The 23,332-nt window shown below is 61.2% G+C and carries 23 protein-coding genes; 9 read left to right on the top strand and 14 right to left on the bottom strand.

The window, feature by feature from the left end; translation table 11 throughout:
* On the bottom strand, nt 1–196 hold a 196-nt coding region (locus tag JAO82_RS11915; protein ID WP_198686606.1), incomplete at its 3' end, for a hypothetical protein.
* A gap of 301 nt (nt 197–497) precedes the next feature.
* Between JAO82_RS11915 and mtgA the strand changes: the two genes are divergently transcribed.
* From mtgA to JAO82_RS11895, 4 genes are all read left to right on the top strand, one after another.
* Complete coding sequence (gene mtgA / locus JAO82_RS11910; protein ID WP_198686605.1) at nt 498–1,229, top strand: monofunctional biosynthetic peptidoglycan transglycosylase; 732 nt, start codon at nt 498–500, stop codon at nt 1,227–1,229.
* Nucleotides 1,230–1,285: 56 nt separating this feature from the next.
* On the top strand, nt 1,286–1,951 hold the full coding sequence (gene fzlA, locus JAO82_RS11905; RefSeq protein WP_198686604.1) for an FtsZ-binding protein FzlA: 666 nt from the start codon (nt 1,286–1,288) through the stop codon (nt 1,949–1,951).
* 81 nt (nt 1,952–2,032) lie between these two features.
* Nucleotides 2,033–3,073 (top strand): tRNA epoxyqueuosine(34) reductase QueG, encoded by a 1,041-nt coding sequence (gene queG / locus JAO82_RS11900; RefSeq protein ID WP_198686603.1) that lies wholly within the window; start codon nt 2,033–2,035, stop codon nt 3,071–3,073.
* Nucleotides 3,074–3,087: 14 nt separating this feature from the next.
* A complete protein-coding gene (locus JAO82_RS11895; RefSeq protein WP_198686602.1) occupies nt 3,088–5,091 on the top strand; it encodes a hydantoinase/oxoprolinase N-terminal domain-containing protein in 2,004 nt (667 codons plus the stop codon).
* A 7-nt stretch (nt 5,092–5,098) separates the two neighbouring features.
* On the opposite strand, the gene msrA is transcribed toward JAO82_RS11895, so the two are convergent.
* The 7 genes from msrA to JAO82_RS11860 all read right to left on the bottom strand — a co-directional run bounded on the left by msrA (nt 5,099) and on the right by JAO82_RS11860 (nt 11,853).
* Nucleotides 5,099–5,608 (bottom strand): peptide-methionine (S)-S-oxide reductase MsrA, encoded by a 510-nt coding sequence (gene msrA, locus JAO82_RS11890; protein ID WP_198686601.1) that lies wholly within the window; start codon nt 5,606–5,608, stop codon nt 5,099–5,101.
* Nucleotides 5,605–6,054 (bottom strand): peptide-methionine (R)-S-oxide reductase MsrB, encoded by a 450-nt coding sequence (msrB, locus tag JAO82_RS11885; RefSeq protein ID WP_198686600.1) that lies wholly within the window; start codon nt 6,052–6,054, stop codon nt 5,605–5,607. Before msrB ends, msrA begins: the two co-directional genes overlap by 4 nt.
* Nucleotides 6,055–6,130: 76 nt before the next feature.
* Nucleotides 6,131–7,051 carry a DMT family transporter gene (locus tag JAO82_RS11880; RefSeq protein WP_198686613.1) on the bottom strand — a complete coding sequence of 307 codons (921 nt, stop codon included), beginning with the start codon at nt 7,049–7,051 and terminating at the stop codon, nt 6,131–6,133.
* 199 nt (nt 7,052–7,250) lie between these two features.
* A complete protein-coding gene (locus JAO82_RS11875; protein ID WP_198686599.1) occupies nt 7,251–7,538 on the bottom strand; it encodes an HU family DNA-binding protein in 288 nt (95 codons plus the stop codon).
* Nucleotides 7,539–7,679: 141 nt separating this feature from the next.
* Nucleotides 7,680–9,143, bottom strand: coding sequence for an AMP nucleosidase (locus JAO82_RS11870; protein WP_198686598.1), 1,464 nt, complete (start codon nt 9,141–9,143; stop codon nt 7,680–7,682).
* Nucleotides 9,140–10,942: an adenine deaminase gene (gene ade, locus JAO82_RS11865; RefSeq protein WP_198686597.1), complete on the bottom strand. Its 1,803-nt coding sequence runs from the start codon at nt 10,940–10,942 to the stop codon at nt 9,140–9,142. Before ade ends, JAO82_RS11870 begins: the two co-directional genes overlap by 4 nt.
* Nucleotides 10,939–11,853 carry a LysR substrate-binding domain-containing protein gene (locus JAO82_RS11860; RefSeq protein ID WP_198686596.1) on the bottom strand — a complete coding sequence of 305 codons (915 nt, stop codon included), beginning with the start codon at nt 11,851–11,853 and terminating at the stop codon, nt 10,939–10,941. The genes ade and JAO82_RS11860 overlap by 4 nt, the downstream gene beginning before the upstream one ends.
* A 101-nt stretch (nt 11,854–11,954) precedes the next feature.
* Between JAO82_RS11860 and JAO82_RS11855 the strand changes: the two genes are divergently transcribed.
* The 5 genes from JAO82_RS11855 (at nt 11,955) to JAO82_RS11835 (ending at nt 17,961) form a co-directional block, all read left to right on the top strand.
* Nucleotides 11,955–12,710, top strand: coding sequence for a class II aldolase and adducin N-terminal domain-containing protein (locus JAO82_RS11855; RefSeq protein WP_198686595.1), 756 nt, complete (start codon nt 11,955–11,957; stop codon nt 12,708–12,710).
* A 19-nt stretch (nt 12,711–12,729) separates the two neighbouring features.
* Entirely contained in the window at nt 12,730–13,890 is a 1,161-nt protein-coding gene (locus JAO82_RS11850; RefSeq protein ID WP_198686594.1) for an acyl-CoA dehydrogenase family protein, read from the top strand.
* Between the two features lie 250 nt (nt 13,891–14,140).
* A complete protein-coding gene (locus JAO82_RS11845; protein ID WP_198686593.1) occupies nt 14,141–16,153 on the top strand; it encodes an acetate--CoA ligase family protein in 2,013 nt (670 codons plus the stop codon).
* Between the two features lie 3 nt (nt 16,154–16,156).
* A complete protein-coding gene (locus tag JAO82_RS11840; RefSeq protein ID WP_198686592.1) occupies nt 16,157–16,948 on the top strand; it encodes a carnitinyl-CoA dehydratase in 792 nt (263 codons plus the stop codon).
* Nucleotides 16,949–17,109: 161 nt separating this feature from the next.
* Nucleotides 17,110–17,961, top strand: a complete 852-nt coding sequence (locus tag JAO82_RS11835; protein WP_198686591.1) for an SDR family oxidoreductase — start codon at nt 17,110–17,112, stop codon at nt 17,959–17,961.
* 14 nt (nt 17,962–17,975) lie between these two features.
* Here the strand turns inward: JAO82_RS11835 and dxs are convergent, their stop codons facing one another.
* The 6 genes from dxs to JAO82_RS11805 form a co-directional block, all read right to left on the bottom strand.
* The gene (dxs, locus tag JAO82_RS11830; RefSeq protein WP_198686590.1) at nt 17,976–19,904 is read right to left on the bottom strand and encodes a 1-deoxy-D-xylulose-5-phosphate synthase; all 1,929 of its coding nucleotides are present in this window, start codon (nt 19,902–19,904) and stop codon (nt 17,976–17,978) included.
* Nucleotides 19,905–19,927: 23 nt separating this feature from the next.
* Complete coding sequence (locus JAO82_RS11825) at nt 19,928–20,794, bottom strand: polyprenyl synthetase family protein (RefSeq protein ID WP_408635540.1); 867 nt, start codon at nt 20,792–20,794, stop codon at nt 19,928–19,930.
* Nucleotides 20,794–21,036 (bottom strand): exodeoxyribonuclease VII small subunit, encoded by a 243-nt coding sequence (locus JAO82_RS11820; RefSeq protein ID WP_198686589.1) that lies wholly within the window; start codon nt 21,034–21,036, stop codon nt 20,794–20,796. The genes JAO82_RS11825 and JAO82_RS11820 overlap by 1 nt, the downstream gene beginning before the upstream one ends.
* Nucleotides 21,033–21,959, bottom strand: coding sequence for a histone deacetylase family protein (locus JAO82_RS11815; protein ID WP_198686588.1), 927 nt, complete (start codon nt 21,957–21,959; stop codon nt 21,033–21,035). Before JAO82_RS11815 ends, JAO82_RS11820 begins: the two co-directional genes overlap by 4 nt.
* 83 nt (nt 21,960–22,042) lie before the next feature.
* Nucleotides 22,043–22,744, bottom strand: a complete 702-nt coding sequence (locus tag JAO82_RS11810; protein ID WP_198686587.1) for a response regulator — start codon at nt 22,742–22,744, stop codon at nt 22,043–22,045.
* Nucleotides 22,741–23,253, bottom strand: coding sequence for a MarR family winged helix-turn-helix transcriptional regulator (locus JAO82_RS11805; RefSeq protein WP_198686586.1), 513 nt, complete (start codon nt 23,251–23,253; stop codon nt 22,741–22,743). Before JAO82_RS11805 ends, JAO82_RS11810 begins: the two co-directional genes overlap by 4 nt.
* Nucleotides 23,254–23,332 lie beyond the last annotated feature (79 nt).

Raw genomic sequence — 23,332 nt, 5'->3', positions numbered from 1 at the left:
ACCCCGTGTTGGGCGAAAGCACCCCGGTGGCGATCATTTCGATGGTAATGACCGCTTCCAAATCGACACGGATCGCTGGCAATGTTTTCGCATATGCTATGCGCTCATCCCGCTTATCAGCCGACACGACCTGATTGACCAGCACCCCTCCGTGGGGCTTTTGAGGGTAACTGTCGAACGTCATGTTTTTATTCATCGCGATTACCTATCCTTTTCTGTCACCCGCTGACTGGTGTAGCCGACCGCGAGTGCCCCCATGATCTCCGACTGCCCTCGGCCTGAGCAGCCCGGCCCAGAGGCAAGTTCAAGACGACATCATCGTCCAAAGCAGCCTTCGTTTCCAGTGTCATATCCGGCTCTTTTCACCCAATGCCGTTTGGGGTTCGCACACTGGCAATGGCATTGGCATTGACGCGAATGCCACATCTGGATCCGCTCCGGCCTGCCCTAACCTTGCGGGGCTTTCGTGAATGAACGACAGAGCCTATAGCTGCTCTATGGCAACGACCACTAAAACCCGTAAGAAAAAAGCGCGTACAAAGCGCAAGAAACCGATGCGACCGTTGCACCGGCTCCGCAGGTTTGCATTGCGTGCAGTCATGGTGGTGGCGTTGCTTGTTCTCGCGCTGGTGGTGTTGTTTTCGGTCGTGAACCCGCCGATTACCCATACCATGCTTTCCGAAAAGCGGCGCTTCGGACAAATCGAGCGTAATTGGGTCAAGATCGGCAATATCGCACCGGTCATGGCGCGCTCGGCTGTGGCGGCCGAAGATGCCAATTTTTGCCGTCATTGGGGCTTTGACGTGACCGCGATCCGCGCGGCAATGGATTCGGGGGCGCGGCGCGGTGGATCAACGATCAGCCAGCAAGTGGTCAAGAACGTGTTCCTGTGGCAGGGGCGCAGTTGGCTGCGTAAGGCACTGGAGACCGCGATCACCCCTGCGGTCGAGATAATCTGGCCCAAACGCCGCATCATCGAAGTCTATTTGAACGTTGCCGAGATGGGCCAAGGCATTTTTGGCGTCGAAGCCGCCGCGCGCCATCATTTCGGCGTTGGCGCCGACAAACTCACTCCCCGGCAGGCCGCATTGCTGGCCGCCGCCCTGCCCGACCCACGCGATCGCTCAGCCGGCAGACCCAGCGCATGGATGAGCCGACGCGCCACTTCGATCGCAGCCGGCGCGGACACGATTCGCGCAGATGGTCGCGCCGCATGTTTCGAGGATTGAAAACTGCCGCAATGCAGGGCATGGAGGGAATAACGTCCAACCATCACCGGAACTCCATGGCTCGTCTGTTTCACGTCCCCCTCTCACCGTTTTGCCGCAAGGTGCGGCTGTCCTTGGCCGAGAAGAAGGTCGAGGTCGAACTGATCGAGGAGCGCTATTGGGAACAGGACCCCGATTTCCTGCGCCGGAATCCGGCAGCGAAGGTGCCGGTGCTCAAGCTGGATGGCAAAATGCTAGCGGAAAGTGCCGCCATTTGCGAATATATTGAGGAAACCCGCCCCGATCCGCCCCTATTGCCCAAGGACGCCAATAGCCGCTTTGAAGTGCGCCGCCTTGTTGGCTGGTTCGATGACAAGTTCCATCATGAAGTCACATCGAAACTGCTCTATGAGCGGGTGAACAAGAAGGTGACCGGGGCGGGCTATCCCGACAGCCGCAACGTCAAGGATGGGGCCAGGGCGATCAAATATCATCTGGATTACATGGCTTGGCTTCTGGACCATCGCCGCTGGTTGGCCGGTGACAATATGACCTTGGCCGATTTTGCGGCTGCCGCGCATCTCTCGGCGCTGGACTATATCAGCGATGTCGACTGGAACCGATCCTCCACGGTCAAGGATTGGTATGCCAAGATCAAATCGCGCCCTGCCTTCCGCTCGATTCTCGCCGATCAGATATCCGGGTTCCGCCCGCCGGCGCATTATGCAGATCTGGATTTTTGAGCCGCTGATCTTGCCGGGGGCGTTCTGCCCCCATCGCCTGCGGCGATTCCCCCCGAGGGTATTTTGAACCAGAAAGACGACATGGCTGCGCTGAAGCAACGGCTGGTCCAGCAGGCTCTGGCCGAAGGCTTTGTTGCGTGTCGGATCTGTCGGCCCTGGGACGTGCCGGAGGTGCCGGAGCGGCTGGAGGCGTTTTTACAGGCCGGTTATCACGGGCAGATGGACTGGCTGGAAAAGCGCAGCCATTGGCGGGGCAACCCGGCGGCGCTTTGGCCGGACGCGCGATCAGTCATCATGCTGGCCGAAAGTTACACGCCAGAACATGACCCCCTGGCTATTCTGGGGCAACGCGACCGCGGCGCAATTTCCGTCTATGCGCAAAACCGCGACTATCACGATATGGTCAAGAAGCGGCTGAAGCGGCTGGCACGGTGGTTGATTGCCGAGGCAGCGGACGCGGCACCAGAAGTGAAGGTCTTCGTTGATACCGCGCCGGTGCCCGAAAAGCCGTTGGGTCAGGCGGCGGGGCTGGGCTGGCAGGGCAAACATACCAATCTGCTCAGCCGTGACTGGGGCAACTGGGCGTTTATCGGCTCGGTCTTTACCACGCTGGACCTGCCCACCGATGCGCCCGAAGTCGAACATTGCGGCTCGTGCCGCGCCTGTCTGGATGCCTGCCCGACCGATGCCTTCCCCGCGCCTTGGCAGATCGATGCGACACGCTGCATTTCCTATTTGACCATCGAGCACAGAGGTCCGGTCTCTGAAGAATTGCGCGAAAAGATGGGCAACCGGATCTATGGCTGTGACGATTGTCTGGCGGCCTGCCCGTGGAACAAGTTTGCCGTTGCCGCGAGCGACATGCGCTATGCCGCGCGCGAAGAGTTGCTGGCCCCGAAACTGGCCGATCTGGCAATGCTGGACGATGCGGGGTTTCGCGCCTTGTTCTCGGGCTCGCCGATCAAGCGGATCGGACGCGACCGGTTTGTGCGCAATGTGCTGTACGCGATCGGAAATTCGGAGGAAGAAGAATTATCCGGGGTCGCTCAGGCTCTGGTCGATGATCCCGACCCGGCGGTGGCTGATGCGGCGCGCTGGGCAGTCACGCAATTGGCACGGTAGAAGGGAGGTCCGGCATGGCGATTCTGTTGGGTGTGGATACCGGCGGCACCTATACGGATGCTGTGTTGATGCGCGATGAGGCGCAGGTGATCGCGAGTTCCAAAGCACTGACGACACGGTCCGATTTGGCGATCGGCGTCACGGAAGCGGTGCGCGCAGTGCTGACCCAGTCCTCCATCGCACCGGGCGAGATCGCGCTGGCGTCACTGTCCACCACATTGGCCACGAATGCGCTGGTCGAAGGTCAAGGCGGGCGTGTGGCCCTGATCTATATTGGGTTTCCGACTGGCGACCTTGAGCGCAATGGCGTGGCTGAGGCGGTGAATGGTGACCCGCTGCTGGTGCTGTCGGGCGGCCATAGCCATGCCGGTAGCGAGGCTGCACCACTGGATGTCGCCGCGCTGGACAGGTTTCTGGCGGATCTCGAGCCTGTGTCGGGTTTTGCCGTGGCGTCGCAATTTGCCACCCGCAACCCTGCCCACGAGCTTGAGGCCGCGCGCATTATCACGGCCCGCACCGGCGTACCGGTGACCTGTTCACATCAGCTTTCGGCACGGTTGAACGGACCAAAGCGGGCGGTGACGGCGGTGCTGAATGCGCGGCTGATCGGCATGATCGACGCGTTGATCGGACGCGCACAGGCTGGATTGATCGATCTGGGCATTGACGCCCCGCTGATGGTGGTACGCGGTGACGGTGCGCTGATGTCCGCCGAACAGGCCCGCGCGCGCCCGATCGAAACCATCCTCAGCGGCCCGGCTGCGTCCATTGTGGGCGCGCGCTGGCTGACCGGGACGGAGGAGGCGCTGGTGTCCGATATCGGCGGCACCACGACGGATGTCGCGCTGTTGCGCGATGGAAGGCCCGCCCTTGACCCGGACGGCGCGCGCGTGGGCGGTTTTCGAACAATGGTCGAGGCCGTGGCGATGCGCACCAGCGGACTTGGTGGTGACAGTCAGGTGCACCCGCTTAGAGAAGGCCTTGCAGGCGGGGTGATTCTTGGCCCCCGCCGCGTGTTGCCGGTGGCCTTGATTGCGCAGGAAACGCCTGATCTGGTCCACGCGACGCTGGATGCGCAACTGCGCGCCACTGCCCCCGGTGAATATGATGCAAGCTTTGTCCGCGCGGTGTCCGGCCAGCCCTCCAACGGCTTGAACCCGCGTGACGCGCTTCTGCTGGAAAGAATCGGCACCGGCCTGCAGCCTTTGGGCGCGGTGATTCGCAACCGAATCGACAAAAGTGCATTGCGTCGGCTGGTCGATCGCGGGCTGGTGCAACTGGCGGGCGCCACGCCCTCCGATGCGGCGCATGTGTTGGGCCGGGTCGATGTATGGGATGGCGCGGCTGCGCAAAAGGCGCTGACCCTGATTGCGCGCAAACGCAGCGGATCAGGCCAGCGGCTGGCAACAGATGCCGCCGCCCTAGCAAATATGATTGTCGATCAGATGACCGAGCAGACCAGCCTGACCTTGCTGGAAAGCGCATTCGCCGAGGAAGTGCCCGGTTTTGACACCTCCCCGTCCGAATTGGTCGGCAACAAGCTATTGCACGCCGGACTGAACCACCATCGGGGCTTGTTGGCGTTCGACACATGGCTGAATATCGACGTGGTCGGGTTGGGCGCAGCAGCGCGCTGTTATTATCCAGCGGTGGGCAAGCGACTGGGTTGTCGCATGGTCCTGCCCGAACATTCGGATGTGGCCAATGCGATCGGTGCGGTCGTCGGGCGGGTCACGATTCGGCGTATTGGCACCATGACTTCACCTGCTGCGGGCCAGTTTCGGGTGCATCTGGAAAGCGGCCCCGAGGATTTTACTTCACCCGACGAAGCGCTGGACCATCTTGAAACTCTATTGCGGGCGCAGGCCAAGAGCGAAGTGATGCAAGCGGGGGCCGAGGGTATCCAGATAACGGTCTGGCGCGAGGTGAACTCTGCGCCCGTCGAAGCGCGTGAGATCATTGTCGAGGCACAGATCACCGTCGAGGCCAGCGGACGGCCCCGAATAGCGACCCACTAAGCCGCTCTCAGGATGCCTTGCGCTTGGGCAACACCCAGTCGGGGCGCGCGAAATGACAGGTATAGCCGTTCGGCACCCGCTCCAGATAATCCTGATGCTCGGGCTCGGCCTCCCAAAACGCACCAACCGGCTCGACCTCGGTCACAACCTTTCCCGGCCAAAGGCCAGAGGCGTCGACATCGGCAATCGTGTCCAGCGCCACCTGTTTCTGGTTCTCGTCTACATAGTAGATCGCCGAGCGATAGCTCAGCCCGATATCATTGCCCTGCCGGTTCTGCGTCGTCGGGTCGTGGATCTGGAAAAACAGTTCCAAAATCTCGCGGTAGGAAAGCACCGATGGGTCAAAAATGATCTCGATTCCTTCCGCATGGGTGCCGTGGTTGCGGTAAGTCGCGTTCGGCACGTCCCCGCCGGTATAGCCGACGCGGGTTTTCACGACCCCGGGCCGCCGGCGAATCAGGTCCTGCATCCCCCAGAAACAGCCGCCTGCCAGAACAGCGCGTTCGGTCTTGGTCATGTCACGTCCTCCACCTGGTTGAGATATTCACCATATCCCTCGGACTCCATATCGTCGCGATGGATAAAGCGCAGCGAGGCCGAATTGATGCAATAGCGCAACCCGCCACGATCCGCCGGTCCGTCGGGAAACACGTGGCCCAGATGGCTGTCACCATGGGTGCTGCGCACTTCGGTACGTACCATGCCAAGGCTGCGATCCGGTAATTCGGCGACATGTGCCGGCTCGATGGGCTTGGTGAAGCTGGGCCAGCCGCAGCCGCTTTCATATTTGTCGGAACTGGCGAACAGCGGCTCACCCGAGACGATATCAACATAGATGCCGGGCTCGGTGTTGTTTAGCAACTTACCGGTGCCGGGGCGCTCGGTCCCGCTTTCTTGGGTGACATGGTATTCTTCGGGGGTCAGAGCAGCGACCGCTTCGGGAGATTTGGTGTAGCGTGACATGGCAATCCTCATCTAAAGGGCTGTGCTTTCATACATGTGTTGCGCGCGGCAGAATTAAAGAACTATTCACTCCATTTCAGCGGCGTGTTCGTTTGCGCGCGCCGCCTGCCGGCACAACGGCTGGTTTCTCTTCTGGCCGCTGGCGCGACACCTGCACGGCTAGGATTCCCAAGGTGACGATCAGCACCCCGACCGCGTCCCACAGACCCAGCGTTTCGCCCAGAAGCATCGCCGCGATGGCAACGCCAAACACCGGGTTGAGGAAATGAAACGTCGCGGCACGGACCGCTCCGATCCGGTTCAGCAGCAATACCCAGACGAATGTCGCCGTAAGACCCGGAACCAGCGTGGTATAGCCAAAGGCCAAGGCCAGCGGCCATGTCGGGTTGATAAACAGGGTTTCCGTCAGCGGTGCCGCGACAAACAGGATCGCCGACCCGACCAGCATCTGCAATCCCACCACCATCATGAAATTGCCTCCCGACGTGGCCCCGCGCACCATCAATGTGGCAAAGGTCAGCGCCAGTGCCGCGATTCCGCAAAGGATAACGCCATATAGATCAACGCCCGCGCTGATCCGGCTGCCGAGGATAAGGGTCACACCAATGGCCCCCGCAATCAGCCCCGCAATACCCAGAAGGCGCAGTTTCTCACCGAGAAACAGCCAGCTTGCCACCGCCACTAACAACGGCATGGTCGAGGCAATAATCGCAGCAAGCGAGGCCTCGACAGTCTGCATGGCGACAAAGTTCAAACCCAGATAAAGCGCGTTTTGACCGACACCAAACAGGATGGTCGCGCGCCACTGGCCCCTTGTCAGCCGCCATGTTTGGCCCATCCACAGGGCGATACCAACGCCCAGCAGCCCCGAGATCAGGAACCGTAGCGCCAGCGACAGAAGCGGCGAGGCATCTTGCACAATGATCCGCGCCGACGTGAACGCCGATGACCACATAAACGCAAATGCCAGCCCCATGACGATGGCGGCCGTATCCAGCGCGGGGCCAGCAACCGGGCGATCAGAGGGCGCTGCTCGCAAATTCTTGTCCTTCTGCAACGGTGACAAAAATGTCGTCAGGCGCACTATAGGGATGCAGGAACACAGCGCAAACCGCAAAGACATCCGCCTGCGCAGCATAAAAAAAGGGCCGCCCATTCCAGACGACCCTCTTGATCAATTCGTGTCGATTTCGAGTTCAGCTGTTCACGCTGTCCTTGAGCGCCTTGGCGATGGTCATCTTGACCACCTTGTCGGCCTCTTTCATGAACTGCTCGCCGGTGGCGGGGTTGCGCACCATCCGCTCGGGGCGTTCGCGGCAATAAATCTTGCCGACACCGGGCAAGGTCACTGCTCCGCCATTGCTGACCTCGCGCGTAATGATCCCGACAATTGCGTCCAGCGCAGCGCTGGCGCTTTTCTTGTCCGTGTCCATATCCTCGGCCAGTGCGGCGACGAGCTGGGTCTTGGTCATTGGTTTTGACATGCTTTTATCTCCTTCGTCCGCCCGAACTGTAGGGCCGTTATGGCCGTATCTAGCGGTATATTGTGTAGGAACACAACGAATAGTGGTGTGTTGCAAGAGGAAAACAGCCGTTTTTCGCTGCTTTTATGGCTTTTTGACCACTTACAGGAAGGCCGTTTCGTCAAACGAGCGTAATTTTCGACTGTGCAGCCGTTCCAGCGGCATCAGGCGCAGCGATTCCATCGCACGCAATCCAATCGCCAGATGACGCGAAACCTGCGTATTATAGAAATCCGAGGCCATGCCGGGCAGCTTCAATTCGCCATGCAGGGGCTTGTCCGAAACACATAGAAGCGTGCCATATGGCACCCGGAACCGATACCCATTGGCCGCGATCGTGGCACTTTCCATATCCAATGCGATGGCGCGGCCTTGGCTCAGGCGCATCACCGGGCCGGACTGGTCGCGTAATTCCCAATTGCGGTTGTCGATGGTCGCGACGGTCCCGGTGCGCATGATCCGCTTGATGTCGAAGCCATCCAACTTGGCTACCTCGGCCACCGCTTGTTCCAACGCGATCTGAATTTCCGCCAGCGCCGGGATCGGAACCCAAAGCGGCAGATCATCGTCCAGAACATGATCTTCGCGCAGATAGGCATGGGCGAGCACGAAATCCCCCAGCGTCTGCGTGTGGCGCAAGCCGGCGCAGTGTCCAACCATCAGCCACGCGTGAGGGCGCAGCACCGCAATATGGTCAGTCGCTGTCTTGGCGTTGCTGGGTCCGACGCCGATATTGACCAGCGTGATCCCCGACCCGTCAGGCCGCTTGAGATGATAGGTCGGCATTTGCGGCAGCTTCAGGGGCGTTTCAAGCGGTGCCTCAGGGTCGGTGATCTCGACGTTGTCGGTGCTGACGAAACTGCAATAGCCGCTGTCGGGATCCGCGAGTTGCGCCCGAGCATAGCTTTCGAACTCGGAGACATAGATCTGGTAGTTGGTGAACATCACATGGTTTTGGAAATGCTCCGGATCGGTCGCCGTGTAATGCGCCAGACGGGCCAGCGAGTAATCGATGCGTTGCGCAGTGAACAACGAGAGCGGGCCGGTGCCATCAGCAGGCACATGGGTGCCGTTGACGATGTCATCATTGGTGGTGACCAGATCGGGAACATCGAACACATCGCGCAGAGTGAACGCGGCGGCGCCCTCGTGGGGCACCGTAAGCGCCGGCTCCTCCGTCAGCGCAAAATGCACCGGGATCGGGGTTTCGGATGGTCCAATAGTGACCGGCTGACCGTGGTTGCGGATCAACAGGCCGATCTGTTGGATCAGATAGTTGCGAAACAAATCGGGCCGCGTAACAGTTGTGGAATAAGTCCCCGGCCCGGCCACATGTCCGAAGCTGAGCCGCGTATCAATCCGCGCAAAGCTTGAGGTGGTCAGGCGGATCTCCGGATAAAACGCGCGGATCCGCGCACCCGGCGCGCCATGTGTCATGGAGTCAGCAAAAGCCGCAGCCAGAAATTCGGTTGCCTGAGTATAAAGCAACTGAAGTCGCTCGACCGCCTCGACCGGATCGGTGAAGTCTTGCGGTGCGGGGGTCTCGGGGACGCGCAGCCGCGTCATGGTTGCAGCTCCAATAGCGGGATCATCTCGAATTTACGCACGTCCACCAATCCTAAATCTGAAATCCGCAATTCCGGGATTACCACCAGTGCCAGCAGAGAATGCTGCATATAGGCGTTATTCAACTCACAACCGCAGTCGCGCATGGCCTGCATCATCTGCTGCGCCCGCTCTGCGACCTCAGAAGCCGGGCGGTCGGACATCAATCCAGCAATGGGCAGTTCGACCAGCGCCAATTCCGCGCCATCGCGCCAGACGGAGATACCGCCCCCGACCTCGGCCAACCGGTTCGCGGCCAGCGCCATCTGTTCGCGATCGGTACCTACGACGATCATGTGATGGCTGTCATGGGCCACGGTCGAGGCCATGGCCATTGTGCCCGTGTAGCCAAACCCCGAAACGAAGCCATTGACGACCTCTCCGGTCGCGCGATGCCGTTCGACCAGCGCGATCTGGCAAATATCGCCCTGCCCTTCAACCAATGCGCCGCGCACCGGCAGATCAGCGGTGAGTGCCTTGGTCGGAGCCTGATTTTCAACCACGCCGATCACATTGGCGCGCACAGTGGTCGCGCCCTCGGGTGCGGCAATCTCGAAGTCTCGCGCCGCCAATTCATGCCCCAGATGCACCGTGCCGCGCGCGCTTGCGGGCCAATCATAATGCGGGCAATCGACCAGACATGCGCCGTTTTCGGCCACCACCTGCCCGCGCGCGATCACCGTCTCAATCGGCAAGGCGGTCAGATCGGATGTCAGAATGACATCCGCACGCCGTCCCGGTGTCAGGCTGCCAATCTCGCGTTCCAGACCGAAATGGGTGGCAGTGTTGATCGTCGCCATCTGCAATGCAACCAGCGGATCGCAGCCGCATTCGATCGCATGGCGCACCACCCGATTCATATGTCCATCATGCACCAGCGTTCCGGAATGGCTGTCATCGGTGCACAGGATGAAATTGCGCGGGTCCAGCCCTTTCTCGGTAATCGCGGTGATCTGCGCCGCAACATCGTACCACGCCGACCCCAGCCGCAGCATGGCGCGCATGCCCTGCCGAACACGGGCGATGGCGTCGGCTTCGCTCGTACCCTCATGATCGTCGGCTGGACCACCCGCGACATAGGCCGCGAAATCCGCCCCCAGATCGGGGCTGGCATAATGACCGCCAACGGTCTTTCCGGCGGCTTGCGTCGCGGCGATCTCGGCGAGCATTTTTGGGTCGGCGGCAGCGACGCCCGGAAAGTTCATCATTTCGCCCAACCCGATAATACCGGGCCACTCCATCGCCTCGGCCACGTCTTCGGGCGTGATCTCGTGACCCGTGGTCTCCAGCCCCGGTGCCGAGGGTGCGCAGGAGGGCATCTGGGTGAAAATATTGATCGGCTGCATCAGCGCTTCGTCATGCATCATCCGCACGCCCGCCAGCCCGAGCACGTTGGCAATCTCGTGCGGGTCAGTGAACATCGACGTAGTGCCATGGGGGATCACCGCGCGGGCGAACTCCGCCGGGGTCAGCATGCCGCTTTCAATATGCATATGCGCGTCGCATAAGCCGGGGATCATAAATCGCCCCTGCGCCTCGATAACTTGCGTATCCGGCCCGATCTGTGCGCTTGCATCCGATAGCACGGCGGCAATACGCCCGGAATGGATGGCGATATCGTAACCGGGCAAGGTTTCGCGGCTATGGACATTCACCCAGATGCCGCCGCGTATCACCATATCGGCAGGGACACGGCCAGCGGCAACGGCAATCAGGTCGGCGGCCACAGCGGGCCATGCGGGGAAAGCGGTATGCGTCATGGCCCCATTGTCCCTAACGAGGCCGCAGGCGCAAGCCCCCCACTGTCATCGGCGGCCATTTCCGCACGTAGCCACGCTGCGAAGGCCACAGCACCCGGCGCTTGCTCCGCCTGCGGCGACAGGATCAGGTAATACGCCTCTGGCATCGGCGCACGGTGATTAAACGGCGCAACCAGTTGCCCGGTTTCGATCAGCCGCCGCGCGATCACATCATGCGCCAGCGCCAACCCGCCTCCGGCCTTGGCAATGGCAAGCGTTACGGTAAAGGTGCTGGCATAGGTGATCGGCGGATTATTCCATGGCAGGCTCTGATCCTCGGCCCAAGTAGCCCAGTTGCACAGCAGGTTCGTACAATCATAAAGCGGCTGCATCGCCAGATCGCTCAGCGCCACCGGATAATCGGGCGCGCAGACCGGGTAATAATGATCGCGGCGCAGCAATTCGGCGCGCACCGTGTCCGACGGGCGCAGCGAATAGCGGATTTCCAGATCGACGCCCTCTGCCATCTCACGCGGCTCCCACAATCCGGTCGACAGGTTCAGCCGCACCTCAGGATGGGTGGCATGGAAACCAGCCAAGCGGGGTGCCAGCCAATGCACCGTAAAGCTGAGATTCGCCTGTACTTGCACCACGTCGCCAGAATTGCCCGTGACCGCGCGGGTGCCGCGCATCAAAGTGCGAAACGCCTCGCGTACCACTGGCAGATAGGTGATCCCCGCCTCGGTCAGCTCCAGCGCGCGGGGCCGGCGGTGGAACAGCGGACGGCCCAGATGCCCTTCAAGCGCCTTGATCTGCTGGCTCACCGCGCTTTGCGTCATGTTCAGATCGCGTGCCGCGCCGGTGAAAGACAAATGCCGCGCCGCCGCCTCAAAGGTGCGCAGCCAGCCAAGAGGAGGAACGGGCGTCTGCATGCATATCAATTTGGCATAAGTTTTACTTATCGCAAAGCCAGGTTTTTTTCGTTGGCCAGAACACGCCGACCGCGGCAGCATCAGGCCAAGGGAGGACCAAGATGGCGGTCAATGCGTTGCATAACCGAACGGATCAGCAGCAGGACCGGGTCGATCTGGCGGCCGCCTTTCGCTGGGCTGCGCGGCTGAACCTGCACGAGGCAGTGGCCAACCATTTCAGCCTCTCGATCAATGACGATGGCAGCCGGTTTCTGATGAACCCCAACCAGATGCATTTTTCTCGCATCCGTGCCAGCGATCTGATTGTGGTCGATGCAAATGACCCTATCACTCTTTCGGAACCCAACGCCCCCGACCCGACAGCATGGGGATTGCATGGCGGGCTGCACCGACAATGCCCCCATGCGCGCTGCGCGATGCATGTTCATTCAATCTTTGCCACGGTTCTAGCGTCACTGGCCGATAGCCGCCTGCCTCCGATCGACCAGAACTGCGCCACTTTCTACAATCGCTATATCATCGACGAGCATTATGGTGGGCTCGCCTTTGCAGACGAGGGCGAACGCTGCGCCGCGCTGCTGACCAATCCGCGGCACAAAGTGCTGATCATGGGCAATCACGGCATCATGGTTATCGGCCACAGCGTCGCCGACACGTTCAACCGGCTGTTTTATTTCGAACGCGCTGCGGAAACCTATATCCGCGCGCTCCAGACCGGGCGGGAACTGCGCGTGCTGCCCGATGACATCGCCGAAAAGACCGCCAGCGAACTGGAAACCTATCCAGATCAGGCTGACCGCCACCTGTCCGAACTCAAGGCGATACTCGACGCCGAAGGCGCGGACTACGCCGACTGAGCGCAATAAGGACCACCAGATGCAATACGGACTGACCGAAGAACAGGAGATGATCGCCGCCACAGTGCGCAGTTTTGTCGAGCGTGAAATCTATCCGCACGAGGTTCTTGTGGAGCGCACGGGCGAAGTGCCCCAAGAGATCGCCGAAGAGATCAAGCGCAAAACCATCGAGTTGGGGTTCTATGCCTGCAACTTTCCGGAAAGCGTCGGTGGCGCGGGTCTCGGTCATCTCGAATTTGCGCTGGTCGAACGTGAGCTCGGGCGCGGGTCCATGGCGCTCACCCATTTTTTCGGCCGTCCCCAGAATATCTTGATGGCCTGCGAGGGCGATCAGGTGGAGCGTTACCTGATGCCGGCAGTACGCGGCGAAAGGATGGACGCGCTGGCGATGACCGAACCCGGCGCAGGATCCGATGTGCGCAGCATGACCTGCAGCGCGCGGCGGGATGGAGGGGATTGGGTCGTGAACGGCACCAAACATTTCATCTCGGGCGCGGATCATGCGGATTTCTTCATCGTCTTCGTCGCCACCGGCGAGGAGCAGACCGTAAAGGGGCCGAAAAAGCGCATCACCGCGTTTCTCGTCGATCGCGGCACGCCGGGTTTCTCGGTGCGCGACGGCTATAACTCGGTCAGTCATCGCGGCTACAAGAACATGATTCTGGATTTTGACGACTGCCGATTGCCAGATAGTCAGGTGCTCGGCACGGTCGATGGCGGATTCGAGGTGATGAACACCTGGCTTTACGCCACGCGTATCACCGTGGCGGCGATGTCGGTGGGCCGGGCCCGGCGGGTGTTCAATTATGCGCTGGATTACGCCGCGACGCGTGAACAGTTCGGCCAGAAGATCAGCAAGTTCCAGGGGGTCAGCTTTCAGATCGCGGACATGATCACCGAGATCGACGCCGCCGACCTGCTGACGCTGGCCGCCGCCGACCGGCTGGATCAAGGACTGCCTGCCAATCGCGAGATCGCCTCCGCCAAACTGTTCGCGTCCGAGATGTTGGCACGGGTCACCGATGGGGCGATCCAGATCCATGGCGGCATGGGGCTGATGGACGATTACCCCCTGGAACGATTCTGGCGCGATGCACGGGTGGAACGCATCTGGGACGGGACCAGCGAAATCCAGCGCCACATCATCAGCCGCGACCTGCTGCGGACATTGGGCGCATGAGATCCGGGCGGGCCATGAAATCGCACGCTGTGCGCGCGATGCCTCCGGTGGGGATATTTATTGCGAGAAGAAGTGCAGGTCAGCCCCCTGCACCCGTGAGACGGCGCAAGGGGCCTTCTCCTCGCACGGTCATCGGCGTCCCCGCCTGTACCGTAAAGGCAAAATGGCCCTTAAGAATGAACAATTCGTTTCTTCTTGCCCCAAATATCCTCGCCGAAGGCGAAAAAACTTTGCTGCGAAAGCCTGCTCGATGCGCGACCTCTGCCGTCTGCTGAACCCGCGAAGCATTGCCGTGATCGGTGGCGGCGCATGGTGCGCATCGATAATCAATGCGGCGCAGCGGATTGAGTATAGGGGCGTGATTGTCCCGGTCCATCCCGACAAAAAAGAGATTGCAGGCCTGCGCACGCTGCCCCGTCTTGGAGATTATGACGGCCCGATTGATGCGGCATTCCTCGGTATCAATCGCCATGCCACAGTTGCGGCGGTTGCAGCGCTGGCTGATATGAACGCGGGCGGCGCGGTCTGTTTTGCCTCGGGCTTTACTGAGGCGCAGGCCGAAGATGAAACAGGCGATTCCCTTCAAGCGGCCCTTGTGGCAGCGGCAGGCAAGATGCCGATCTTGGGGCCAAATTGTTATGGCTTCGTGAACGCGCTGGATCGTACCGCCATCTGGCCAGACCAGCACGGTATGGAACCGGTGGAACGCGGCGTCGCCATACTGACCCAATCCTCAAATATCGCGATCAATCTGACCATGCAGCAGCGCACGCTTCCGATTGCCTATATGGTGACCTGCGGCAACATGGCCCAGACCAGTCAGGCTGCGATTGCCATGGCGCTTCTGGACGACAAACGCGTGACCGCCATTGGTCTACATGTGGAAGGCTTTGGCAAACTGCGCGAATGGGAAGCTCTGGCGCGAAAGGCGCGAGCGCACGACATACCGCTGGTGGCGCTGAAAGTCGGACGGTCGGATCAGGCGCGAAGCGCGACCGTGTCCCATACCGCCTCGCTTGCTGGAACCGATTCCGGAGCGCAGGCGCTGCTGGACCGGCTTTGCATCGCCCGCCTCAACACGCTGCCGGAGTTTCTGGAAACCCTGAAACTGCTGCATTGCACTGGCCGCCTGGCGTCATCGAATATCGCTTCGATCAGTTGCTCCGGCGGGGAGGCCAGCCTGATCGCCGATCTGGCGCTTGCTGAAAACCTGCATTTCCCGCCACTGGAAGTCAGTCAGAAACGAAAGTTGCAACAGGTGCTGGGTCCGATGGTGGCGGTGGCCAATCCGCTAGATTATCACACCTATATCTGGCGCGATGCCGAAAAAATGACCCGCATTTGGGGCGCAATGACTGGGCCGGATATCGCATTGACCCTGTCAATTGTCGACTACCCCCATACCGATGCCGCCGATTGGGCCTGTGCTACGCAGGCCGCCCTTGATGCCCGGGCTCAGACCGGCGCGCCCTTCGCGGTTGTTGCGACGCTGCCCGAGCTGATGCCCCCGCACACGGCCCGACAATTGATGAATGGCGGCGTTGTGCCCCTCAATGGGTTGGCGGAAGCCTTGGCCGCGATCCGCGCCGCCGCTGCTCCGGTCCTGTCCGACGCTGACGCCCTGATTCTGCCTGGCACTGCTGAGGCAACGCAGGTATTGGACGAAGATCAGGCAAAATCAGCGCTCGGCCGTCATGGGTTGACGATCCCATTAGGGCGCACAGCCGATGACCCCACTGGCGCTGCATCTGTCGCCGCCGACCTGACCCCGCCACTGGTTCTGAAAGGCCTCGGGCTCGCGCATAAATCCGAATATGGCGCAGTACGGCTTAATCTTGAACCATCCTTGATCGAAACAACCGCAGCAGAAATCGGGACAGACAGGTTTCTGATCGAGGAAATGGTGGCTGGAGGCGTCGCCGAGTTGTTGATTGGCATCATCCGCGATCCGGCGCACGGTTTTATCCTGACCTTGGGTGCGGGCGGCATATTAACCGAGATCCTGCGCGATACGGTGTCGCTTTTGGTGCCCAGCACCAGGGAACAGATCCACGCCGCGCTGATGCGCTTGCGTTGTGCGCCGCTGCTGACCGGCTATCGCGGCCGCCCGAGCGCGAATATCCCGGCTATTCTTGACGCCGTCGCGGCGGTGCAATCCTATATCGTAGCAAATGCCGATACCGTTGCCGAAGTCGAAGTCAATCCGCTGATCTCCACGCCCGACCGAGCGGTTGCAGTCGATGCCCTGATCCGAAAGGCCTGAACGATGACCGATACACACACACCAGTCAGAACCGAGCGCGACGGCGCCATCCTGCTGGTGACATTGGACCGGCCCAAGGCCAATGCCATTGATCTGAAAACCAGTCGCATCATGGGCGAGATATTCAGCGCGTTTCGTGACGATCCTGACCTGCGGGTGGCGATCCTGACCGGCGCAGGCGAGAAGTTCTTTTGTCCCGGCTGGGATCTCAAGGCAGCCGCCGATGGCGATGCCGTGGATGGCGACTATGGCGTCGGCGGTTTCGGCGGGTTGCAGGAACTGCCGGATCTGAACAAGCCGGTGATCGCCGCCGTCAATGGCATCGCATGCGGCGGCGGGCTGGAACTGGCGCTGAGTGCAGACATGATCCTGGCCGCCGACCACGCCACTTTTGCGCTGCCCGAGATCCGCTCGGGCACCGTGGCCGATGCCGCCAGCGTCAAGCTGCCCAAGCGCATCCCCTATCACATCGCGATGGAACTGCTGCTGACCGGGCGCTGGTTTGATGCCGAAGAGGCCCATCGCTGGGGTCTGGTGAACGAGATCGTCCCGGCGGGCGAGTTGCTGGAGCGGTCCTGGGAACTGGCCCGCCTTCTGGCCTCGGGGCCGCCGCTGGTCTATGCCGCAATCAAAGAGATCGTCCGCGATGCCGAGGCCTCCCGGTTTCAGGACATCATGAACCGCATCACGAGGCGGCAATTGCGCAGCGTTGATAGGCTCTACTCCTCGGAGGATCAGTCTGAGGGTGCGCGAGCCTTTGCCGAAAAGCGCGATCCCATTTGGAAAGGGCGTTAAGCTTTATCAAGCCCAGCGATCAACGCGCGAAAAAAGCCAAGATCCGGCGTCTCGCCGCAGTTCATCATGCCGGGTAGATTTCAGCCCGGCGTTTGCAGGACGGCCTTGGGCGCTCTATCCTTCGGGGTTGAAACTTGGGCACGAACGGATGATCAGACGGTATGAATAAGACGCTGCTTTCTTTTGGCCACGGTTACTCCGCCCAGGCCCTGTCACGAAAACTCGCCCCCGAGGGTTGGCGAATCATCGGCACCACCCGGACTCCAGCCAATTTCGCGGCAATCCGTGCCAGCGGTGCCACACCGCTGCTTTGGCCCGATGAAAATATCGTGCCGCCCTTAGAAGCGGCAACGCATATGCTGATCTCGGCGGGACCCGATGCATCCGGCGACCCTGTTCTGGCTAAGCTGCGTGGGTCAATTCAAGCGGTTGCGCCCAATTTGATCTGGGCAGGATATCTATCAACCACCGGCGTTTACGGAGATCACAACGGGGATTGGGTCGATGAGGCCACGCCGGTGACACCCTCTACCGATCGGGGCGAATGGCGGGCCTTGGCCGAAGCCGAGTGGGCCTCCATCCCCGGCCTGCCATTGCATATTTTCCGTCTTGCCGGCATCTACGGCCCCGGCCGCGGCCCGTTTGCCAAGGTGCGAAAAGGTACCGCCCGCCGCATCGTCAAATCAGGGCAGGTATTTTCGCGCATTCACGTCGAAGACATCGCTCAAGTGCTCGCCGCCTCGATCAAGCGCCCCAACCCCGGTGCCATCTATAACGTATGTGACGACGACCCGGCCCCGCCGCAGGACGTGATCGCACATGCCGCGCAATTGCTCGGCCTTCCAAGCCCGCCGGAAATTTCATTCCATCAGGCCGATCTCAGCCCGATGGCGCGCAGTTTTTATGCTGAAAACAAACGGGTACGAAACGAGCGGATCAAGACGGAACTGGGCGTGCGGCTTAAATACCCGACCTATCGGGAAGGGTTGGCAGCCTTGGTCACCGCGGCCTGACCGTCACAGTTGCGTCAAGCCCGCCGTTCACCGAGTGAGGCCACACCCAGCACATCCAAGACCCGCGCCTCGATCTGTTCCGCGTTCATGCCGGCCATTTTATACATGTCGTCGGGGCTGGCTTGGTCGATGAACTCATCCGGCAACACCATCGAGCGATATTTCAGCCCCGCGTCGAACACCCCCGCCTCGGCCAGAAGCTGCGCCACATGGCTGCCAAAGCCGCCGACGGCTCCTTCTTCGATGGTGATCAGCGCCTCGTGATCGCGCGCCAGGTCGAGGATCAGATCGCGATCCAGCGGCTTGGCAAAACGCGCATCGGCGATGGTCGGTTTGACTCCCTTGGCGGCCAGCGCTTCGGCAGCTTTCTGGACTTCGGCCAGACGCGTACCAAACGACAAGATTGCCACGCGCTTGCCCTGCGCCACGATCCGCCCCTTGCCGATCTCCAGCACTTCGCCGCGCTCGGGCAGATCGATACCGGCGCCCTCGCCGCGCGGATAGCGGAAGGCAATCGGTCCCGCATCATAGGCGGCCGCAGTCGCCACCATATGCATCAGTTCAGCCTCATCTGCGGCAGCCATCACCACAAAATCCGGCAGGTTGGCCAGAAAAGCGATGTCAAAGCTGCCCGCATGGGTCGCGCCATCCGCACCCACCAACCCGGCCCGGTCGATGGCAAACCGCACCGGCAGCCGCTGGATTGCCACATCATGCACAACCTGATCATAGCCGCGTTGCAGGAAGGTCGAATACATCGCGCAAAACGGTTTCATGCCCCCTGCCGCCAGCGCCGCCGAGAACGTCACCCCGTGCTGCTCGGCGATGCCCACGTCGAAACAGCGACTGGGAAAGCGTTCGGCAAACAGATTTAGTCCGGTGCCATCGGGCATTGCCGCCGTCACCGCACAGATCTTGTCGTCCTGTGCTGCCAGCCCGGCCAGCGTCTTGCCGAATACCGAGGTATAGCTGGGCGCGTTCGAGGGCGCCTTTTTCTGCTCGCCCGTCAGAACATCGAACTTTGCCGTCGCATGGCCCCGGTCGCGTGCCGTTTCAGCGGGGCCATAGCCTTTGCCCTTGCGGGTCAGGGTATGGATCAGGATCGGCCCGGTCGCGCGCGCCTTCACCGTGCGCAGCACCGCCAAAAGCTGCTCCATGTCGTGGCCATCGATCGGGCCGACATAGGAAATCCCCAGTTCCTCAAACAAGGTGCCACCAATGGTCATGCCCTTGAGCATCTCCTTGGCCCGGCGCGCGCCGATCTGGAACGGTTCCGGCAGCAGCGATACCGCGCCCTTGGCCGCAGCCTTGAGTTCCTGCAAAGGTGCTTCGGTATAAAGTCGCGACAGATAGGACGACATGGCACCAACCGGCGGTGCGATGCTCATCTCGTTGTCGTTCAGGATGATGATCAGACGCTTGTTGAGATCGCCCGCATTGTTCATCGCCTCATAGGCCATGCCCGCACTCAGCGCGCCGTCGCCGATTACCGCGATGGCATCGCCCAGCCCCTCGGGCGTGACGCCGCCAAGGTCGCGGGCCACAGCAAAGCCCAGCGCCGCACTGATCGAAGTACTGGAATGAGCCGCCCCAAACGGATCATAAGGGCTTTCGCTGCGCTTGGTGAACCCGCTCAGCCCGTCCTTCTGGCGCAGGGTGCGGATACGGTCACGCCGTCCGGTCAGGATCTTGTGGGGATAGGATTGGTGACCGACATCCCAGATAATCTTGTCGCGCGGGGCCGCAAACACCGCGTGCAAGGCCACGGTCAGCTCGACCACGCCCAGCCCGGCGCCCAGATGGCCACCGGTGACCGCAACCGCCGAAACGGTTTCGGCGCGCAATTCCGCCGCCAGCCGTGCCAGTTCAGCATCGCTCAGCCGTTTCAGGTCGGCAGGTGTGGTCACTTGATCCAGAAGCGGAGTTTTGGGCCTGTTGGGCATCGGCGCCTCCTTCGGGGGCGAAGTCAACTTTCCCGCGAGATAGCGAAGCGCGCCGCTGCGCGCAAGGGATCGGCGCGGGGACCGTAACATTCAAGCGCCTCGCAGGCCGCCACAACCAGTTCATCGGCTCGCGCGCGCGCCCCTTCCAATCCCAGCAGTGACACGAATGTAGCCTTGCCGGCTTGCTCATCCTTTTGCAGACGTTTGCCGGCCTTGTTAGCATCACCTTCAACATCCAAGATGTCATCGGCGATCTGAAACGCAAGCCCTAGTGCGGCGGCATACTCACGCAACTGCCCCGGGTCTTCGCCCGCCAACCGGGCCCCCGCACTGGCCGCCCATTCAATCAACGCACCGGTTTTTCCTGCTTGCAACGCGGTGATCTGCTCCAAGGTCAGCGGTGTGGCAGCGGTTTCAGCCGCAATATCCAGCGCCTGTCCCATCACCATACCTCGTGCGCCGCTGGCCTGCGCCAAAGTCAACGCAAGTTCAGCGCGCACCGCAGGCGGCCCGCAGTCGGGATGCGTAGCCAGTTCAAAGGCCAGCGCCTGCAATGCATCTCCCGCCAACACGGCGGTTGCCTCGTCCCATTTTACATGCACGGTCGGCTGCCCCCGACGCATCGCATCATCGTCCATACAGGGCAGATCGTCATGCACCAGACTATAGGCATGCAGCGCCTCGATCGCGGTGGCAGGCCAGATCGCGCGCTCGGCGGGCACATCATGCAACGCTGCTCCCTCCATCACCAGAAACCCGCGCAGCCGCTTGCCGCCGCTGGTCGCATGGGCCATGGCATGCATGACTGCCAGATCGGGAAATCCGCGCAAGACAGTTGCGAAATGGGCCTCGATACGCGCGACGGCATCTTCCAGCCACTCTCCCGGCACTAGTTACCTTCGACCGGCGCGGTTCCCGTGGGGTTGCCGTCATTGTCCAACGTGATTGCGGCCACCTTCTCTTCGGCGCGCTTCAACTCGTCCTCGCAGCGTTTCTTCAACGCAGCACCACGTTCATACAGCGCGATGGAGCGGTCCAGCGCCACGTCCCCATGATCAAGCTGATTGACCACAGATTCCAATTCTTTCATCGCCTCTTCGAAGCTCAATTTCTCAACGGGGGTATCGCTCATTCCGCGGCCTTCATCAGTTCTTCAACATGCGCCTTGGCCGATGCGGCCAGCGCCTGCAGATCATAACCGCCCTCCATGGTCGACACCACCCGGCCCTCGCACAACTCCTCGGCCAGGTCGCAGATGTTGCGTGTCAGCCAGGCGAAATCCTCCGTGCTCCAGTTCAGTTGCGCCAGCGGGTCGTCCTGATGGGCGTCAAACCCGGCCGAGACAACGATCAATTCCGGGGCAAAGGCACGCAGACGCGGGAATGCCAGACGCTCGTACTCGGCCCGCATATGCGCCCCGTCACTGCCCGGCGGCAGTGGAATGTTCAATACATTATCATATGCGCCAGTCTCCTCGGCTTTGCCGGTGCCGGGAAACAGCGGTACTTGCTGACTGGTGATGGTCAGCGCGCGGGGCTCATCCCACAAAAGATCCTGCGTGCCGTTGCCGTGATGTACATCAAAATCCACCACCGCAACCCGGCTCAGACCGTGATGGTCCAAGGCATGTTTGACCGCCAGCGCGGCATTGCCGAAAAAGCAAAAGCCCATCGCGGTTTCACGCTCGGCATGGTGGCCCGGCGGGCGGATGGCGCAGAACGCATTCGGTGCCTCGCCCCCCAACACCATGTCGACGGCGCGCACCGCAGCACCGGCACCACGAAACGCTGCATCCAGCGAGCCCGGCGACAGCCATGTATCCGAATCGACGGCGCGCGCATTCTTGGCCGGCAGCGCGGCGCGCAGCCCGGCCAGATAGCTGGCCGGATGAACCCGTAAAATATCATCGTCTGCGGCCAACGGCGCTGTAACCCGCTGCACGTCCAGCGACTCCAGCGCATGCAGGACATGCTCCAGACGCGCCACCTGTTCCGGGTGGCCGTCAGGCGTCACGTGATTCAAACAATCGGCATGTGTCAAAACTGCGGTTTTCAACTCTAACCCCCTGCGCAGGCGCTTGGTGCGCTCGCCCTGCATCTTTCTGGTTTCAAATACCCCCGCCGGAGGCGGCCGCACCCTCAGTCTGGTGCCAGCATATACCCTGATCCGCGCACGGTTTGAAGATAGCGCGGCTGTTTCGGGTCGCTTTCGATTTTGCGACGCAACCGGGTGATCTGCACATCCACCGCACGCTCCTGTGCCTGCCCGCGGTCGCGGCCCAGATCCTCGACCAGTTTGGCGCGGCTGACAGGTTCGCCCGGCGAGGTCGAAAAGATCCGCATCAACTGGCTTTCGGTGGCGGTCAAGCGCACCAGCTCATCGCCCTGCCACATCTCGCCCCGTTCAACATCGTAACGGATCGGGCCCAAATGCAGAAACTTGGGCAACGCGCCTTGCGGCGACATCTCGGGCATGCGCCGCAAAATCGCGTTGATACGCAATAGCAACTCCTTCGGCTCGAACGGCTTGGCCAGATAATCATCCGCACCCGCCTCCAGTCCGTCGATGCGGTTTTCGGTCTCGCCGCGCGCGGTCAGCAGCAGGATCGGCGTGTCGCGGGTTTCGCGCAAGGCGCGGGTCAGCGCCAGACCATCCTCGCCGGGCATCATCACATCCAGCACGATGAGATCGAAATCCAGCCCCGCAAGAATACGGCGCGCATGGGCAGAATCGCGGGCGGCTGTCACCAGAAAACCGTTGCGCAGAAGATATTTGCGCAGCAGGCTGCGAATCCGCTCGTCATCGTCCACAATCAACAGGTGGGCGTCAGGGACACTCATACCCGGCCCTCCCGCAATTTCGCATAGGCGCGACGCATGTCCGGGTCCATCATCGCCTCCAAAACCTGCCGAAAACCGGCGACCGCCTCGGGGCCTGCGTCGCGAAACGCCGCGCGCAACCGGGCACGCTGTGCATCCGACAGACGGCCCTCAAGTTCGCACCCCGCCTCGGTCAGGTGGAGATGGCGCTCGCGCTTATCCAGCGTTCCGACCCGGCTTTCCACCAGCCCGTCAGAGATCAGCCGGCGCAGCACCCGGTTCAGCGATTGCTTGGTGACACCCAGAATCGCCAGCAAATTGGTTACCGTCGTCCCCGGAGCCCGGTTGATGAAGTGAATCGCCCGATGGTGCGCACGTCCGTAATCCAATTCGGCCAGAATGCGATCGGGATCAGCAGTGAAGCCGCGATAGGCGAAAAACATCGCCTCGATCCCTTGCCGCAACTGCTCGTCGCTCAGAAATATCAGGTCGTCACTGCTGAATGTCTGCGTTGCACCCAATCCCGGCATATTCTTATCCCCCGCTTTTGCCCAAGCATACGTCAGCCTTATTGACATTCCAAGAGTGAAGCAGTATCGCATCGGGGTT

This window comes from Pontibaca salina, from assembly GCF_016307205.1.
Taxonomy (GTDB): Bacteria; Pseudomonadota; Alphaproteobacteria; order Rhodobacterales; family Rhodobacteraceae; genus Pontibaca; species Pontibaca salina.
The sequence above is the reverse complement of the archived record's forward strand: the minus strand, read 5'-3'. Positions and strand labels throughout refer to the sequence as shown.

Bases quoted from the DNA above. Each gene is read 5' to 3' on its own strand.
- dxs (WP_198686590.1), bottom strand. From the start codon at position 19,904: ATGCCCAACAGGCCCAAAACTCCGCTTCTGGATCAAGTGACCACACCT.
- JAO82_RS11845 (WP_198686593.1), top strand. From the start codon at position 14,141: ATGCGCGACCTCTGCCGTCTGCTGAACCCGCGAAGCATTGCCGTGATC.
- JAO82_RS11870 (WP_198686598.1), bottom strand. From the start codon at position 9,143: ATGACGCGGCTGCGCGTCCCCGAGACCCCCGCACCGCAAGACTTCACC.
- msrB (WP_198686600.1), bottom strand. From the start codon at position 6,054: ATGTCACGCTACACCAAATCTCCCGAAGCGGTCGCTGCTCTGACCCCC.
- fzlA (WP_198686604.1), top strand. From the start codon at position 1,286: ATGGCTCGTCTGTTTCACGTCCCCCTCTCACCGTTTTGCCGCAAGGTG.
- JAO82_RS11855 (WP_198686595.1), top strand. From the start codon at position 11,955: ATGGCGGTCAATGCGTTGCATAACCGAACGGATCAGCAGCAGGACCGG.
- JAO82_RS11820 (WP_198686589.1), bottom strand. From the start codon at position 21,036: ATGAGCGATACCCCCGTTGAGAAATTGAGCTTCGAAGAGGCGATGAAA.
- queG (WP_198686603.1), top strand. From the start codon at position 2,033: ATGGCTGCGCTGAAGCAACGGCTGGTCCAGCAGGCTCTGGCCGAAGGC.
- ade (WP_198686597.1), bottom strand. From the start codon at position 10,942: ATGACGCATACCGCTTTCCCCGCATGGCCCGCTGTGGCCGCCGACCTG.
- JAO82_RS11805 (WP_198686586.1), bottom strand. From the start codon at position 23,253: ATGCCGGGATTGGGTGCAACGCAGACATTCAGCAGTGACGACCTGATA.
- JAO82_RS11850 (WP_198686594.1), top strand. From the start codon at position 12,730: ATGCAATACGGACTGACCGAAGAACAGGAGATGATCGCCGCCACAGTG.
- JAO82_RS11860 (WP_198686596.1), bottom strand. From the start codon at position 11,853: ATGCAGACGCCCGTTCCTCCTCTTGGCTGGCTGCGCACCTTTGAGGCG.
- JAO82_RS11895 (WP_198686602.1), top strand. From the start codon at position 3,088: ATGGCGATTCTGTTGGGTGTGGATACCGGCGGCACCTATACGGATGCT.
- JAO82_RS11835 (WP_198686591.1), top strand. From the start codon at position 17,110: ATGAATAAGACGCTGCTTTCTTTTGGCCACGGTTACTCCGCCCAGGCC.
- mtgA (WP_198686605.1), top strand. From the start codon at position 498: ATGGCAACGACCACTAAAACCCGTAAGAAAAAAGCGCGTACAAAGCGC.
- JAO82_RS11810 (WP_198686587.1), bottom strand. From the start codon at position 22,744: ATGAGTGTCCCTGACGCCCACCTGTTGATTGTGGACGATGACGAGCGG.
- JAO82_RS11875 (WP_198686599.1), bottom strand. From the start codon at position 7,538: ATGTCAAAACCAATGACCAAGACCCAGCTCGTCGCCGCACTGGCCGAG.
- msrA (WP_198686601.1), bottom strand. From the start codon at position 5,608: ATGACCAAGACCGAACGCGCTGTTCTGGCAGGCGGCTGTTTCTGGGGG.
- JAO82_RS11840 (WP_198686592.1), top strand. From the start codon at position 16,157: ATGACCGATACACACACACCAGTCAGAACCGAGCGCGACGGCGCCATC.